The sequence below is a fragment of the Ensifer sp. ENS09 genome (assembly GCF_014852425.1).
Taxonomy (GTDB): Bacteria; Pseudomonadota; Alphaproteobacteria; order Rhizobiales; family Rhizobiaceae; genus Ensifer.
The window spans coordinates 182,288-195,945 of record NZ_JACVBP010000006.1 but is presented as its reverse complement, the minus strand read 5'-3'; the positions used below and the strand labels follow the sequence as shown (position 1 = coordinate 195,945).

14 protein-coding genes and 1 pseudogene are annotated in these 13,658 nt (G+C 62.9%); 9 read left to right on the top strand and 6 right to left on the bottom strand.

Annotated features, from left to right (window positions below):
* The first annotated feature begins 69 nt into the window (after positions 1–69).
* Entirely contained in the window at positions 70–816 is a 747-nt protein-coding gene (locus IB267_RS27675; protein ID WP_192450702.1) for a YebC/PmpR family DNA-binding transcriptional regulator, read from the top strand.
* 71 nt (positions 817–887) lie between these two features.
* Positions 888–1,517, top strand: a complete 630-nt coding sequence (locus IB267_RS27670) for an HAD hydrolase-like protein (protein WP_192450701.1) — start codon at positions 888–890, stop codon at positions 1,515–1,517.
* Positions 1,518–1,527: 10 nt separating this feature from the next.
* On the opposite strand, the gene IB267_RS27665 is transcribed toward IB267_RS27670, so the two are convergent.
* Positions 1,528–2,529, bottom strand: a complete 1,002-nt coding sequence (locus tag IB267_RS27665) for an LLM class flavin-dependent oxidoreductase (RefSeq protein ID WP_192450700.1) — start codon at positions 2,527–2,529, stop codon at positions 1,528–1,530.
* A 170-nt stretch (positions 2,530–2,699) separates the two neighbouring features.
* On the opposite strand from IB267_RS27665, the gene ruvC reads away from it, so the two are divergent.
* The 4 genes from ruvC to IB267_RS27645 all read left to right on the top strand — a co-directional run bounded on the left by ruvC (position 2,700) and on the right by IB267_RS27645 (position 5,939).
* Positions 2,700–3,212, top strand: a complete 513-nt coding sequence (ruvC, locus tag IB267_RS27660) for a crossover junction endodeoxyribonuclease RuvC (RefSeq protein ID WP_043625534.1) — start codon at positions 2,700–2,702, stop codon at positions 3,210–3,212.
* Between the two features lie 66 nt (positions 3,213–3,278).
* Entirely contained in the window at positions 3,279–3,896 is a 618-nt protein-coding gene (gene ruvA / locus IB267_RS27655) for a Holliday junction branch migration protein RuvA (RefSeq protein ID WP_192450699.1), read from the top strand.
* Between the two features lie 96 nt (positions 3,897–3,992).
* Entirely contained in the window at positions 3,993–5,036 is a 1,044-nt protein-coding gene (gene ruvB, locus IB267_RS27650; protein WP_192450698.1) for a Holliday junction branch migration DNA helicase RuvB, read from the top strand.
* Positions 5,037–5,939, top strand: a complete 903-nt coding sequence (locus IB267_RS27645) for a metallophosphoesterase (protein WP_192450697.1) — start codon at positions 5,037–5,039, stop codon at positions 5,937–5,939.
* A gap of 123 nt (positions 5,940–6,062) precedes the next feature.
* Here IB267_RS27645 and IB267_RS27640 read toward each other — a convergent pair whose 3' ends face one another.
* From IB267_RS27640 to IB267_RS27625, 4 genes are all read right to left on the bottom strand, one after another.
* Entirely contained in the window at positions 6,063–7,271 is a 1,209-nt protein-coding gene (locus IB267_RS27640; protein WP_043624101.1) for a hypothetical protein, read from the bottom strand.
* Positions 7,272–7,450: 179 nt separating this feature from the next.
* Positions 7,451–8,341, bottom strand: a complete 891-nt coding sequence (locus tag IB267_RS27635; protein ID WP_192450696.1) for an NAD(P)-dependent oxidoreductase — start codon at positions 8,339–8,341, stop codon at positions 7,451–7,453.
* The gene (locus IB267_RS27630; RefSeq protein WP_192450695.1) at positions 8,338–9,198 is read right to left on the bottom strand and encodes a glycosyltransferase; all 861 of its coding nucleotides are present in this window, start codon (positions 9,196–9,198) and stop codon (positions 8,338–8,340) included. The genes IB267_RS27635 and IB267_RS27630 overlap by 4 nt, the downstream gene beginning before the upstream one ends.
* Positions 9,195–10,415, bottom strand: a complete 1,221-nt coding sequence (locus IB267_RS27625) for an NAD-dependent epimerase/dehydratase family protein (protein WP_192450694.1) — start codon at positions 10,413–10,415, stop codon at positions 9,195–9,197. The genes IB267_RS27630 and IB267_RS27625 overlap by 4 nt, the downstream gene beginning before the upstream one ends.
* A gap of 124 nt (positions 10,416–10,539) precedes the next feature.
* Between IB267_RS27625 and ybgC the strand changes: the two genes are divergently transcribed.
* Complete coding sequence (ybgC, locus tag IB267_RS27620) at positions 10,540–10,995, top strand: tol-pal system-associated acyl-CoA thioesterase (protein WP_043624113.1); 456 nt, start codon at positions 10,540–10,542, stop codon at positions 10,993–10,995.
* A gap of 18 nt (positions 10,996–11,013) precedes the next feature.
* Here ybgC and ligD read toward each other — a convergent pair.
* Positions 11,014–12,015 (bottom strand): annotated as a pseudogene (gene ligD, locus IB267_RS27615) (non-homologous end-joining DNA ligase); the annotation flags it as partial.
* A gap of 435 nt (positions 12,016–12,450) precedes the next feature.
* Here ligD and tolQ point away from each other — a divergent pair.
* Together tolQ and tolR are read left to right on the top strand one after the other, a co-directional pair.
* The gene (tolQ, locus tag IB267_RS27610; protein ID WP_034806243.1) at positions 12,451–13,173 is read left to right on the top strand and encodes a protein TolQ; all 723 of its coding nucleotides are present in this window, start codon (positions 12,451–12,453) and stop codon (positions 13,171–13,173) included.
* A 27-nt stretch (positions 13,174–13,200) separates the two neighbouring features.
* Positions 13,201–13,653, top strand: a complete 453-nt coding sequence (gene tolR / locus IB267_RS27605) for a protein TolR (RefSeq protein ID WP_034806246.1) — start codon at positions 13,201–13,203, stop codon at positions 13,651–13,653.
* Positions 13,654–13,658: the final 5 nt, after the last annotated feature.

The following is a 13,658-nucleotide window of genomic DNA, read 5'->3' as shown; positions in this document are numbered from 1 at the left end:
TGGACGGAAAGCGGCAATAAAACTATAAGGCGCCCCATTCCATTCAAATTAATGCATGCAGAGGGTGCCATGGCTGGCCATTCACAGTTCAAGAACATCATGCACCGCAAGGGCCGTCAGGATGCGGTGCGCTCGAAAATGTTTTCCAAGCTCGCGCGCGAAATCACGGTTGCCGCCAAGTCGGGCATGCCCGATCCCGCAATGAACGCGCGCCTGCGCCTGGCGATCCAGAACGCCAAGGCGCAGTCGATGCCGAAGGACAACATCGAACGGGCAATCAAGAAGGCCTCCGGCGGCGACGCGGAGAACTACGAAGAAGTCCGCTACGAGGGTTATGGCCCGGGCGGCGTCGCAGTCATCGTCGAAGCCTTGACCGACAACCGTAACCGCACCGCCTCCAACGTGCGCTCGACCTTCACCAAGGCCGGCGGCGCGCTCGGCGAAACCGGCTCGGTCTCCTTCTCCTTCGATCGCGTCGGAGAGATCACCTACAAGCTCTCCGTCGGTGACGCCGACAAGGTGATGGACGCGGCAATCGAGGCTGGCGCCGACGACGTCACCACCGACGAGGACGGCCACACGATCATCTGCGGCTTCGAAGCGATCGGCGAAGTCTCCAAGGCGCTCGAAGACGCGCTCGGCGAAGCCGAAACGGTCAAGGCGATCTGGAAGGCCCAGAACACCGTTCCGGTCGACGAAGAAAAGGCACAGTCGCTGATGAAGCTCATCGACATCCTTGAAGACGACGACGACGTCCAGAACGTCTACTCGAACTTCGAAGTGTCGGACGAGATCCTGGCGAAGCTGTCGGCCTGATTGGGGCGACCGTCGCTTGAAGATTTCCTACCCGCGTCCGAAAGGGCGCGGGTTTTTCTTTGGATGGCCCGATGACCTATCAGTTCGCGATCTTCGATTTCGACGGCACGCTTGCCGATACGGCGGCAAGCTTCATGACGGCGTGCAATGCGGCTGCGCGGCGCTACGGTTTCCGCGAACTCTCTGTCGAGGAGTTCCAGTCGTTGCGGGCGATGGGCAGCCGCGAGATCATCGCGCAACTCGGCGTGCCCGTTTGGAAATTGCCGCAGATCGCCACCTTCATGCGCCGGGCCATGGCAGCGGAAGCCGCAAGCGTCCGGCTGTTTCCGGGCGCCGCTCAGCTTCTCTGGAAACTGAAGGCGGCGGGCATCGGCATTGCGATTGTCAGCTCGAATGCGGAAGAGGGGATTCGTGCCGCGCTCGGCGAAGCGGCTGCGACTGTCGATCTCTTCGAATGCGGGGCCGCGCTCTTCGGCAAGGCGCAGCACTTCAAGCGGGCGATCAGGCACTCCGGCCTCGATGCGGCTCGCATCCTGGCGATCGGCGACGAGGCGCGCGATATCGAGGCGGCGCGAAAGGCCGGTGTGGCGGCAGGGGCCGTCGCCTGGGGCTATGCCGACCCGGTTTTCCTGCAAGGGCTCGGGCCGGATCGATTCTTTGCCAATCTGGAAGAGATCGCACCCGCCTTCGGGGCGATCTGATCGGCCCGCCTCAGGCCGCCTTGGCGAGATCGCGCTGAGCGTCGGCGAAGAGGCGAAGCGAATTCAGCCGCGCGTCCATGTCGAAGATCGGCATCGAGATGATCAGCTCGTCGGCCTTCGTCTGTTCCAGGAACGCCCCGATCTTGCGCCGGATCGTCTCGGGCCCGCCGACGACCGCATACATCATCGAATGGTCGACGAAGATCTTCTCGTCGTAGCTCCACAGCCCATCCATCGACTGGACCGGCGGCGGGAACTGCCCGCGGGCATTGCGCCGCAGCGCCACGAAGGATTGCTGCATGGAGGTGAAGAGGTAGTTCGCCTCCTCGTCCGTTTCGGCGGCGACCCCCATGACGCCGACCATCACCTGCGGCTTGGCAAGGGTCTCGGAGGGCGTGAAGCGCTCGCGGTAGATCTCCAGCGCCGAGAGCAGCATGTCGGGTGCGAAATGCGAGGCAAACGCGAAGGGCAGGCCGAGCATGCCGGCGAGATGGGCGCTGAAATGGCTGGAGCCGAGCAGCCAGATCGGCACATTGGTGTCGGCGCCCGGCACGGCGATGATCTTCTGGTCTTCGGCGACCGGGCCGAGCAGCGCCTGCAGTTCGACGACGTCGTTCGGGAAGTTGTTGCCGCTCGCTTCCATGTTGCGGCGAAGCGCCTGGGCGGTGCGCATGTCGGTGCCTGGAGCGCGGCCGAGACCGAGGTCGATGCGGCCGGGGTAAAGAGCGGCGAGCGTGCCGAACTGCTCGGCGATGACAAGCGGCGAGTGGTTCGGCAGCATGATGCCGCCGGAGCCGACGCGGATCGTCTTGGTGGCAGCCGCCACATGCGAGATCACGATCGAGGTCGCGGCACTGGCGATACCCTTCATGCCGTGATGCTCGGCCAGCCAGAAACGGGTGTAGCCGTTCTCCTCCGCCGCCTGGGCCAGTCGGCGCGAATTCTCCAGCGATTGGGCGACGCTGCCGCCTTCAGTGATCGGGGAAAGATCGAGGACGGAGAAAGTCGCCATGGCAAAGGCCTTCATTGAGAGAAATTGATGCAAGGCTATGTAAGCTCAATTTTCCTCAATCCAAGGGCGCTGCCGAAGAAAACCTGAGTCCGCGTCTCAACTGTGCGTATGTTTTTGTTTTGTTCACTTTTTGCTGGCAGCGTCCGGGCTGACATCATAGGGTGAAATCCATGCAGACCACGATTCGTATCATCGGTATCGATCCGGGGCTCCGCCGTACCGGCTGGGGCATCATCGAGACGCTCGGCAATTCGCTGCGTTTCGTTGCCTCGGGCACGGTGACCTCGGATGGTGACATGGATCTCGCCTCCCGACTTTGCCAGTTGCATGACGGGCTTGCCGAGGTGGTGCACGGCTATCAGCCGCATGAGGCGGCGGTCGAACAGACCTTCGTCAACAAGGACGCGACGGCGACACTGAAGCTCGGCCAGGCGCGCGGGATCGCCATGCTGGTGCCGGCACGCGCGGGCCTGAGGGTCGCCGAATACGCGCCGAACGCCGTCAAAAAGGCGGTGATCGGCGTCGGCCACGGCGAGAAGCAGCAGATCCACATGATGCTGAAGGTTCTGATGCCGAAGGCCGAGTTCAAGGGCAACGACGCGGCGGACGCATTGGCGATCGCCATCTGCCATGCCCACAACCGGCAATCGGTGACGAGCCGGCTTGCCGCATTGATGGCGTAGTTGCGCCCGACACGATAATTTCCGATGGTCCGGGGACCATCCAGAACCCACCGCGAGAGACGCCACATGATCGGCAAATTGAAGGGTACCATCGACGAGATCGCCGAGGATCACGTCGTGCTCGATGTGCATGGCGTCGGCTACGTTGCCTTTTGCTCGGCGCGCACCTTGTCCAGGCTCGGGTCTGCCGGCGAGGCGGCTATCCTCTTCATCGAGACCTATGTGCGCGAGGACCAGCTGAAGCTGTTCGGCTTCCTGACAGCGTTGGAGCGGGAGTGGTTCCGTCTGCTGCAGAGCGTGCAGGGGGTCGGCTCGAAGGTGGCGCTGGCCGTGCTATCCACCCTGACGCCGGGCGAACTGGCCAATGCGATCGCGCTGCAGGACAAGACCTCCGTCTCCCGTGCGCCCGGTGTCGGGCCCAAGGTGGCGGTGCGCATCGTCACGGAACTGAAGAACAAGGCGCCGTCCTTTGCCGGCGAGATGTCGGCGTCGATCGGCCTCAAGCAGGAGCTTGGCGAGGGCGTCGCCTCCGCGCCGGTTTCCGATGCGGTTTCGGCGCTCACCAATCTCGGCTACTCGCGCGACCAAGCGGCCAATGCCGTTGCGGCGGCCCTGAGGAACGGCGGCGAAGGCGGCGACAGCGCCAAACTCATTCGCCTGGGCCTGAAAGAACTGGCGCGATGAACGCTTGCCTTGGCCGGGTGCAGAAGGCAGAACGCATCGTGCCCGGCATGATGACGGGTTGCAGCGCTGAGCTGCCCGACCGAATGGAACGAACGCATGACTGACGCCGCACGCCTGATAACGCCGGAAAAGCGCGGTGAAGACATCGATGCGACCATGCGCCCACAGACGCTGGACGATTTCACCGGCCAGGCGGAAGCGCGCGCCAACCTGAAGATCTTCATCGAGGCCGCAAAGAACCGCGGCGAGGCGCTCGACCATGTGCTCTTCGTCGGCCCGCCCGGTCTCGGCAAGACGACGCTGGCGCAGATCATGGCCAAGGAACTCGGCGTCAATTTCCGCTCGACCTCCGGTCCCGTGATCGCCAAGGCCGGCGATCTCGCAGCCCTGCTCACCAATCTCGAAGAGCGCGACGTGCTCTTCATCGACGAAATCCACCGGCTCAATCCGGCGGTCGAGGAAATCCTCTACCCGGCGATGGAGGACTTCCAGCTCGATCTCATCATCGGCGAAGGCCCGGCGGCACGGTCGGTGAAGATCGATCTGTCGAAGTTCACGTTGGTGGCGGCGACCACCCGGCTTGGCCTTCTGACGACGCCGCTTCGCGACCGTTTCGGCATTCCGGTGCGGCTCAATTTCTACACGGTCGAGGAACTGGAATCGATCGTCCGGCGCGGCGCCCGGCTGATGGGGCTTGGCATGACCGACGACGGCGCCCGCGAGATCGCCCGTCGCGCCCGCGGCACGCCGCGCATCGCCGGCCGGCTGTTGCGCCGGGTGCGCGATTTCGCCGAAGTGGCGCGTGCGGAAGCCGTTACCAAGGAACTCGCCGACGAGGCGCTGACGCGGCTGCTCGTCGACAATATGGGCCTCGACCAGCTCGACCGGCGCTATCTCTTCATGATCGCGCAGAACTTCGGCGGCGGTCCTGTCGGGATCGAAACCATCGCCGCCGGCCTTTCGGAGCCGCGCGATGCGATCGAAGATATCATTGAGCCCTATCTTATCCAGCAGGGCTTCATCCAACGCACACCGCGCGGCCGTATTTTGACCGCCAATGCCTGGAAACATATCGGCCTTAATCCCCCCAAGGAAATGGAGGCGACCCAGTTTCGCCTGACATTAGAGGACGACGACTAGATGATCAGCCGCCGCGGATTGTTGAAACTGATCGGCGGCGGTATCGCCAGTATGGCAGCACTTGGCGGTTACGCCTTTGCCGTCGAACCATTGGCCCGGCTGAACGTCACCCGATACAAATTGAGGCCGCCCAACTGGACGCCGGGGCTGAAGCTGCGCGTCGTCGTGCTTACCGACATCCACGCCTGCGAGCCCTGGATGCCGGCGAGCCGCATCGCTTCGATTTGCCGGCAGGCCAACTCGCTTGGCGGCGATATCACGCTGCTGCTCGGCGACTATGTGGCCGGCATGAACTTTGTCACCAGCTATGTGCATTCCAGCGAATGGTCGAAGGCGCTCGCAGTCCTCGAGGCACCGCTCGGCGTGCACGCCGTCATGGGCAATCACGACTGGTGGGAGGACAGGACGGCGCAGACGAACGGTGGCGGACCGACCTTTGGGCACAAGGCGCTGCAGGACGTCGGCATCAACGTCTACAGCAACCGGGCTGCCCGCTTCGAGAAGGACGGGCAGGGTTTCTGGGTCGCCGGCCTCGAAGATCAGCTGGCGCTGTTGCCCGGTAAAAAATGGAAGCGCAGGCACATGGGTGGTCTCGACGATCTCGACGGCACGCTCGCCCAGGTGAGCGATGCCGATCCGGTCATCCTCATGGCGCATGAGCCGGATGTCTTCCCGCGCGTTCCATCGCGTGTCGCGCTGACGCTGTCGGGCCATACCCATGGCGGCCAGGTGCGGTTTCTCGGCTATGCGCCGGTCGTGCCCTCGCGTTTCGGCGAGCGCTACGCCTATGGCCATGTGACCGAGAACGATTGCAATCTGATCGTTTCCGGCGGTCTCGGCTGCTCGCTTGCGCCGGTTCGCTTCGGCATGCCACCGGAGATCGTGGTGATCGATCTCGGCTGAGCGACAAATTCCAAGCTTGCTGGTCTCGCTCTGAAAGAGCCTGGCGTCAAGACGACGCCAGACCCGTTTTCCTCCGCCGGCTCGCTCCGTTGAGCCGAGCTGGCGCCCGTTCATCACGTGGCCTCAGGCGGCCCGGATGGCGCCGCTTCGCAGTGCGCCCCGCAGGCCGGACGCGACCTCATAGGTGTCGGTGACCAACAGCAGGCCGTCGGCGCACTGGTACCATTCTCCCTCGCTCATGCTCTTCACCGAAGGGCTGAGCGTTGCCAGTTCAACTGAGCCGGGCGGTGTGCTGATGATCCGTTCGGCGACCCAGCTATCGAGCCAGGCCTGGTTTGCCGGCGAAACCGCCTCGAGCGCGATTTGCGGGTGCTTATCGAAGTAGGTCTGGACGGCCAAGTTGGTCGGCGCGATGACGATCTGGTCGAGATTGCTGTCGCCGAGGGCATCGATCACGCGAGAGTTTTCCAGCGCTGCCAGGAAGGTGTCGGTCTTGCCGTCCCGGCCGGTCGAAGAAGCGAGGGAGCGCAAGGTCTCCAGTATCGTCGGCAGCGGCGGAACGACCTCGATGTCGCTGGTGCCGGTCCTCGTAAGAGACTGGTAGACGAGATCGATCTCGGGCGTGAACGACCGCTTGCGAATGCCGCGCGTCCAATTGAATTCGAAGTCCACTTCGAAGCGCCCTTTGAAGTTGGGGGTTGCGCCTTGCGGCACCTCGATGATCGCGGCTGCATTCCAGATGTAGCCGGCATAGGACGGGCGACCGGGATTTGCCGGTACTCCTGGCGACACCCAGCCGACATGGGGCAGCCGCGCCTGCCACTCGATCGATTGCGTTGCGGGCCGCGCCGCAAACGAAACCTCGGAGGCGGTGAAGCTGACACCCACATTGGCGCTGAGCGAGGCGCCGCCCTTCGGACCTTCCTTGCTGTATTCGGCGCTGAGTTCGCCGCCGATCGAGAAACTGATCGTCGCCTGCTCGACGGTGCTGTTGGGCCCGAACGTTACCAGCCGCGCCTGCGACGAGTTCGTTTCGAGGCGCAGCTTCATCTGATTGGCGTAAAAGCCGACCGACACCCAGTTGGACGACGGGTTGGACGGCGAGCCCTGGATGCCGTGATAGACATCCCCGACGACGAGATAGTAGTCACGCGTCAGGTTCTGGTTGCCGCGCATCAGTTTGTAAACCGAAAGCAAGGCGTTTGCGGTCAAGGTTTGCGATGAGGTCTTGACCGTACCCCAGCCAAAATCATTGCCGCCATTCGTTTTCCATTCACCGTTCAAAGTGCCGACAAGCTTCCAGACTTCAGGATTCAACGTCTCGATAGGCATGATTGATTTCCTTCGAAGCGCCGTCGATCGACGGGAGGGTTGAGCTTTTGCGCGGAGCGGAACCGTTCCGCACAGCCAACATAGCGCGGATTTTCGAAAGCAACCTGGGGTGTTAAATTGTAAATTAATACTCCTTAAAGGAGTCCTTGATCGACACAGAACGGCTCTGTGCTGCGGCCTCAGCCGAGCAGCTCTTCGATCGTCTCGCGCAGCCGCGGCAGCCCGCCCGGCACCCAGCCGAGCGCGCGCAAGCGGTCGCAGTCCATAGCGTTGAAATCAGCCAATGCGGCCGGTTCGGGCAGGTCATTCGTGCAACCGTTGATTTCGCGCACGATTTCCAGAATGGTGCGGCTGTCGACGAGGATGTCGGAGACGTTGAAGACCGAAGCCGGCAGGCGGCGTGCTTCCGCTTCAAGCACGAAGCGCACGGCGGTTGCGACATCGTCGCCATGCACTTCCGTGCCGGCCCGCGGTGCAACCGGGCGGCCCCGGAGATAGTCGTCGAACATGGTCTGCCATTTGTGCGACGCCCCATTGCCCGGCGCTCCGTAGACGCCGGTGACGCGCAGGCTCGCTGTCTTGAAGTCGTTAGTGCCGAGCAGTTCCAGTTGCCGCTCCGCCTCAAGCTTGAGCGTGCCATAGAGGCTCTCGGGGTGGCAGGCCGACCCCTCGGTCAGCACCGTGCCCGCCGGGTGTGCTCCATAGACCGCGCGGCTCGACAGGAAGATACAGCGCTCCACGCCCTGTTCGCGTGACGTTTCGAACAGGCGGACCGAACCATCGAGATTGGCGCGGCGGAAGCCCTCGGGGTCGTCGCCTTCGCCGCCGCGATATCGGCCGGGGATGTGCTGGAAGGCGGCATGGATGAAACACTGGACATTGTCGAAGGCCGCTCTGTGATCGATGGTCGGACCGAGCGACAGGGGCACGAAATCAACAGGTCCGCCAAAGAAGGTGTCTGGGGGCCGCGTGCGCCCGCCGACCACCACCTCGTACCCGGCCTGTAGCAGATGCTCGACGATAAAGCGGCCGACGAAGCCCGTGCCGCCGGAGACAAGCACCCGGGTCATCGGCGGACCGGGTTGGCGAGCGATGGGATGTCCGGAATAGCCTCTCCTGTAAGATAGCCGTGCCAGAGATCGATCAACGGCTGCAGGGCCTCCCGGCGCGGATGATTCTTCTCCCAGGGCTTTTCATACTGGTAGTGCAGCACGCCGATCGCGCTCCAGTCCCAGAGTTCCGGCAGGTTGAACCAGACATATTGCAGCATGTTCATGGTCACCGGCAGGCCGTGCCAGTCCGGGAAGAAGGCTTGCAGGAAGGTCTGGTCGGTGCGCGGCCAGAAGGCGTCGGGTGCGTCAAGCTGAGAGAGCATTCTGTCGAAGGTCGCCCATGACGGTTCGGCGACGAAGACGCCGGAATTCAGCCGGTGAAAATCCGCGAGACTTTCGTAGACATTGGGGGCGGCGGAGAATTCCGGATAGGCAAACAACCGGTCGATGTTCCTGAGAACGATGGCGTCGGCGTCGATGAAGACGCAGCGTCGGTATTCGCCAAGCTGCCAGAGCCGAAGCTTGCAGAAGTTGTCGAGCGGCGAGTGGAAGTCGGGCTTGCGGCCCTTGGTGAAGGGCGCCATTTCGTGCACGTTCCGGCGCTGATGACGCGCGTTGAAGGCGTCGGAGAGCGGCAGCAGGTCGGTCTCGACCAGGCGGCATTGGAATTCTGCGAGCGGCGCCAGCGCCTCGCGCGAAACGCCGCCGGTATGGAGCACGACGATATCGGCCTTCGTGCCCGTCAGCCTTATGGAGCGCGCCAGCGCGCGGGCGCCGAGCGCGTAATCGCCATTGGTGATGAGCGTCACATAGGCATGGTCGGCTTGGGGAGGCGAGGAGGGGCGGAGCCCCTCCGAAGGATCGGTCGATCTCATGAAACGGATTTCAGCCGCTTGCCCTCTGGGTCGTGGTTGATGAGCGGCGCGATGTCCTTGGTCCAGGCGGAGACGGCGGGCACGCGCGTTCGGTCGACACGATAGGCGAATTTCTTGGCGACATCGACGATTTCCGTGAGAAGCCCATCCTGCAGCCGGGTCGGGTTGAGGCCGAGGCTCAGGAATTTCTCGTTGTGCACGACGAGCTCGTTCTCGGCGGCTTCCTTGCGCGGGTTCGGCAGCCAGGCGACCTGGGCGCCCGATATCGACGCGATCATCTCCGCGAGGTCGCGCACCCGGTGGGTCTCGGTCATCTGGTTGAAGATCTCGACGCGGCTTCCGCGCGCCGGCGGGTTCGTGAGCGCCAGCTCGATGCAGCGGACCGAATCTTGAATATGGATGAAGGCGCGGGTCTGGCCGCCCGTGCCGTGCACGGTCAGCGGATAGCCGATCGCCGCCTGGATGAGGAAGCGGTTCAAGACGGTGCCGTAGTCGCCGTCATAATCGAAGCGGTTGATGAGCTGCGGGTGGCGGCGCGTCTGCTCGGTGTGGGTGCCCCAGACGATGCCCTGGTGCAGATCGGTGATCCTGAGCCCGTCGTTCTTGGCATAGAACTGGAAGAGCAACTGATCCAGGCACTTGGTCATGTGGTAGATCGAGCCGGGATTGGCGGGGTAGAGGATTTCCTGGCTGACAGTCTCGCCGCCCATCGTTTCGACGCCGACAGGCAGATAACCCTCGGGGATCGCCGCACCGATGGTGGAGTAGCCGTAAACGCCCATGGTGCCGAGATGGACCAGGTGGGCGTCGAGGCTGAGTTCGACCAGCGCGTTCAGCAGATTATGGGTGGCGTTGACGTTGTTGTTGACCGTGTAGTTCTTGTGGCGGTCGCTCTTCATCGAATAGGGGGCGGCGCGCTGTTCGGCGAAATGCACGATCGCGTCAGGGCGGTGCTCGGCGAGCCAGTTCTTCAGAAGCTCGTAGTCGCGGGCAAGATCGATCAGGTTGAAATGGATGCGGCGGCCGGTTTCGGCATGCCAGATGCGGGTGCGTTCCTGGATCGAATCCATCGGCGTCAACGACTGCACGCCCAGTTCCGTATCGATCCATCGGCGGGAGAGATTGTCGAGGATATGAACGTCGTGACCGGCATCGGACAAATGAAGGGCCGTGGGCCAGCCGACGAAACCGTCGCCGCCGAGAATCGCAATCTTCATGCACGTTCTCCTGATCGCAAAGGAAGTCCGTCACGTGATAAGATAGGATTGTGACAAGGCTGCAATGCTTGCAAACGACTTTTTGTTCCTGCACAGGAAACGGGAAATTCTTTCGGAGAAAAGTATGTCCCTGATTTCGCTCGCAGGCGAACTGACCGAAAACGGCCATCAGCTGATCCAGCGCGTCTATTACGAAGACACCGACTTTTCCGGCGTCGTCTACCACGCCCGCTACCTGCACTTCATGGAGCGCGCCCGCACCGATTTCCTGCGGCTGCTCGGCGTCGAACAGGCGACACTGGCGATCGAGGGCGACAGCGAGGGCCTCGTCTTCGTCGTCCACCGCATGGAGATCGACTTCAAGGCGCCGGCGCGCATGGACGATATCCTGACGATCACGACCGTCACGGAGAAGGCCGGCGGCGCCAAGATGGTGCTGCAGCAGGAAATTCGCCGCGGCGAACAGTTGCTGATCGCTGCCAAGGTGATCATCGCCGTGATCAATGCTCAGGGCCGCCCGCGGCGGCTGCCGGAGGCGCTGGCCTACAAGTTCCAGCATGCCAAGGAGAGCGCCGGCTAGTCCGGCACGCGCGCGGGCCTAGTCCGCCGCTTCCACGCCGAGCTGCTTCAGCATCTCGTCGGTGAGCGATTGCTTCGCCTTCGCGAAGTCCCGCCAGGGATCCGTGCCGCGTTCGATCCGTTCGAGACTGTCGGCCATGCGGAAGCTATTGGCGGCGTCAAGACCGGCAAGCTCCTCCCAACTGACGGGCGTGGCGACCGGGCAACCGTCCCGTGCGCGGGTCGAGTAGGGGGCGATCGCCGTCGAGCCGCGTTCGTTCCGCAGCCAGTCGATGAAGATCCGCCCTTTCCGTTTTTCCTTCGACATGGTGGCGATGAACTTGTCCGGTTCGCGATCGGCAAAGCCTTGCGCAAAGGTCTTGGCAAAGGCCTTGGCCTGCGCCCAGGTAGCGTGCTCTGCCAGGGGTGCTATCACGTGCACGCCCTTGCCGCCGGTAACCATCGGCATCGATGCCAATCCGATGGCGGAGAGCGCATCGCGAAGCGCCGTCGCTGCGGTCTTGACCATGCCGAAATCAAGGCCCTCGTCCGGGTCGAGGTCGAAGACCAGCCGGTCCGGTGTTTCAAGCGCATCGACCCGCGAACCCCAGATGTGGAATTCGAGCGATCCCATCTGCGCCGCGGCGACCAGGCCGGCAGCATCTTGCACGTACATGTAGTTTTCGGTTTCGCCGGAACTTTCGGTGATCGCGATTTCCTTGATCTCTTCGGGAAAACCATCCCCGGCATGCTTCTGGTAGAAGCGCGGTCCCTTCAGCCCCTGCGGCGCGCGCACGAGCGACAGCAGGTGCCTGGCAGCGTAGGGCAGCATGCGATCGGCGACCACCGCGTAGTAGCGGGCAAGATCAAGTTTGCTGATGCCGCCGTTAAAAAGCAGCCGTTCGGGATGCGTGATCGTGACGCCGGCAACCGTGTCTTCAGGGGCGGCCGGACGGGACTTAGCGGGTGTCGCCCCGGACCCCTTCGATGTCCCGGGGGCCGGCTTGCCCTTGTTCCGATTGGTGGCGGTGTCTTCCGTTTCGGTCATTCTCGTCACCCGCAGCGCGATTGGATGGTTCTCGGCCCCTGGCCTGTCTGGAGATCGACATGCCCGATGTCTTCAAGGCCAGGATATCGCGAGAATGGCAACTTGTCGCAACGTCCGGTCGAGGATCGGGTCGTGGTCAAGAAACGTGGCGCTAGCGGGTAAGTTCCGCCCCGAAGGTGACGCTGTAAAGACACACAGCGGTAACGGTCTCTTAACCATAATGGTGTCTTAATCATCGCATCAGGATTTGTGCAGTGCACGTCATCCTTTGACCAAAATTGACGGAGAGAAGGCAACCTAAAGCTAATTAAGGTCGCGATGGTGCGATCTGCGGCGGTGCCGGGCACTCTTGCAAACAGGACGTTTGGGCTACCCGGTCACGAGCATGAACCGCTCTTGCCGGGTGTTTGGATTCGGGGACTGAAGACGATGGAACAGGTTGGATTGGCCGCGGCAACACACGATGTGAGCCTTTGGTCGCTATTCATGCAAGCGGGCTTCGTCGTGAAGCTGGTCATGCTGGGGCTGGTCGCAGCCTCCGTCTGGACCTGGGCGATCGTCGTCGACAAGACGCTCAACTACGGTCGCGTTCGTCGCCAGCTCGACAGCTTCGAGCAGGTGTTCTGGTCCGGCCAGTCGCTGGAAGAACTCTACCGCACGCTCGCCGACCGCCAGACGGCCGGCATGGGTGCGATCTTCGTGTCCGCCATGCGCGAATGGAAGAAGAGCTTCGAGCGCGGTGCCCGTTCGCCGATCGGCCTGCAGATGCGTATCGACCGCGCCATGGACGTGACGCTCGCCCGGGAATCGGAATCGCTGGAGGCCCGCCTCGGCTCGCTCGCGACCATCGGTTCGGCAGCGCCGTTCATCGGTCTTTTCGGTACGGTCGTCGGTATCATGACCTCGTTCCAGGCGATCGCCGGTTCGAAGTCGACCAACCTTGCGGTCGTGGCGCCCGGTATTGCCGAAGCGCTGCTTGCGACCGCGATCGGCCTTCTCGCCGCTATCCCCGCGGTTATCGCCTACAACAAGTTCTCGGCCGACGCTGGCAAGCTGTCGGCACGCATGGAAGCTTTCGCCGACGAGTTCTCCGCCATCCTGTCGCGGCAGATCGACGAGAAGCTCCAGAACCCGCGCCAGGCCGCGCAGTAATCGCCAGAGAGTACGGAGACCACGCTGATGGGTATGTCGGTTGGCGGAGCCAAAGGTTCGGGTGGCGGACGTCGTCGCCGCGGCGGCAAGAAAGCCATGATGAGCGAGATCAACGTGACGCCGTTCGTCGACGTCATGCTCGTGCTCCTGATCATCTTCATGGTGGCCGCACCGATGATGACGGTCGGCGTGCCGATCGATCTGCCGGAAACGCAGGCAAAGGCGCTGAATTCCGATACGCAGCCGATCACCGTCTCGGTCAACCCGGCCGGCGAAATCTACCTGCAGGAAACCGCGATCGCCATCGATGAAGTCGTGCCGAAACTCGAGGCGATTGCCACCACCGGCTACAACGAGCGCATCTATGTGCGCGGCGACACCAATGCCGACTACGGCACGGTCATGAAGGTCATGGCCCGCATCTCTGCCGCCGGGTTCAAGAACCTCGGCCTCGTCACGCTGCAAGAACAGGAAAAGTGATCGTC

Bases quoted from the DNA above. Each gene is read 5' to 3' on its own strand.
- IB267_RS27665 (WP_192450700.1), bottom strand. From the start codon at position 2,529: ATGGCGACTTTCTCCGTCCTCGATCTTTCCCCGATCACTGAAGGCGGC.
- IB267_RS27670 (WP_192450701.1), top strand. From the start codon at position 888: ATGACCTATCAGTTCGCGATCTTCGATTTCGACGGCACGCTTGCCGAT.
- tolR (WP_034806246.1), top strand. From the start codon at position 13,201: ATGGGTATGTCGGTTGGCGGAGCCAAAGGTTCGGGTGGCGGACGTCGT.
- IB267_RS27635 (WP_192450696.1), bottom strand. From the start codon at position 8,341: ATGACCCGGGTGCTTGTCTCCGGCGGCACGGGCTTCGTCGGCCGCTTT.
- IB267_RS27630 (WP_192450695.1), bottom strand. From the start codon at position 9,198: ATGAGATCGACCGATCCTTCGGAGGGGCTCCGCCCCTCCTCGCCTCCC.
- ruvC (WP_043625534.1), top strand. From the start codon at position 2,700: ATGCAGACCACGATTCGTATCATCGGTATCGATCCGGGGCTCCGCCGT.
- IB267_RS27625 (WP_192450694.1), bottom strand. From the start codon at position 10,415: ATGAAGATTGCGATTCTCGGCGGCGACGGTTTCGTCGGCTGGCCCACG.
- IB267_RS27675 (WP_192450702.1), top strand. From the start codon at position 70: ATGGCTGGCCATTCACAGTTCAAGAACATCATGCACCGCAAGGGCCGT.
- tolQ (WP_034806243.1), top strand. From the start codon at position 12,451: ATGGAACAGGTTGGATTGGCCGCGGCAACACACGATGTGAGCCTTTGG.
- ybgC (WP_043624113.1), top strand. From the start codon at position 10,540: ATGTCCCTGATTTCGCTCGCAGGCGAACTGACCGAAAACGGCCATCAG.
- IB267_RS27640 (WP_043624101.1), bottom strand. From the start codon at position 7,271: ATGCCTATCGAGACGTTGAATCCTGAAGTCTGGAAGCTTGTCGGCACT.
- ruvA (WP_192450699.1), top strand. From the start codon at position 3,279: ATGATCGGCAAATTGAAGGGTACCATCGACGAGATCGCCGAGGATCAC.
- ruvB (WP_192450698.1), top strand. From the start codon at position 3,993: ATGACTGACGCCGCACGCCTGATAACGCCGGAAAAGCGCGGTGAAGAC.
- IB267_RS27645 (WP_192450697.1), top strand. From the start codon at position 5,037: ATGATCAGCCGCCGCGGATTGTTGAAACTGATCGGCGGCGGTATCGCC.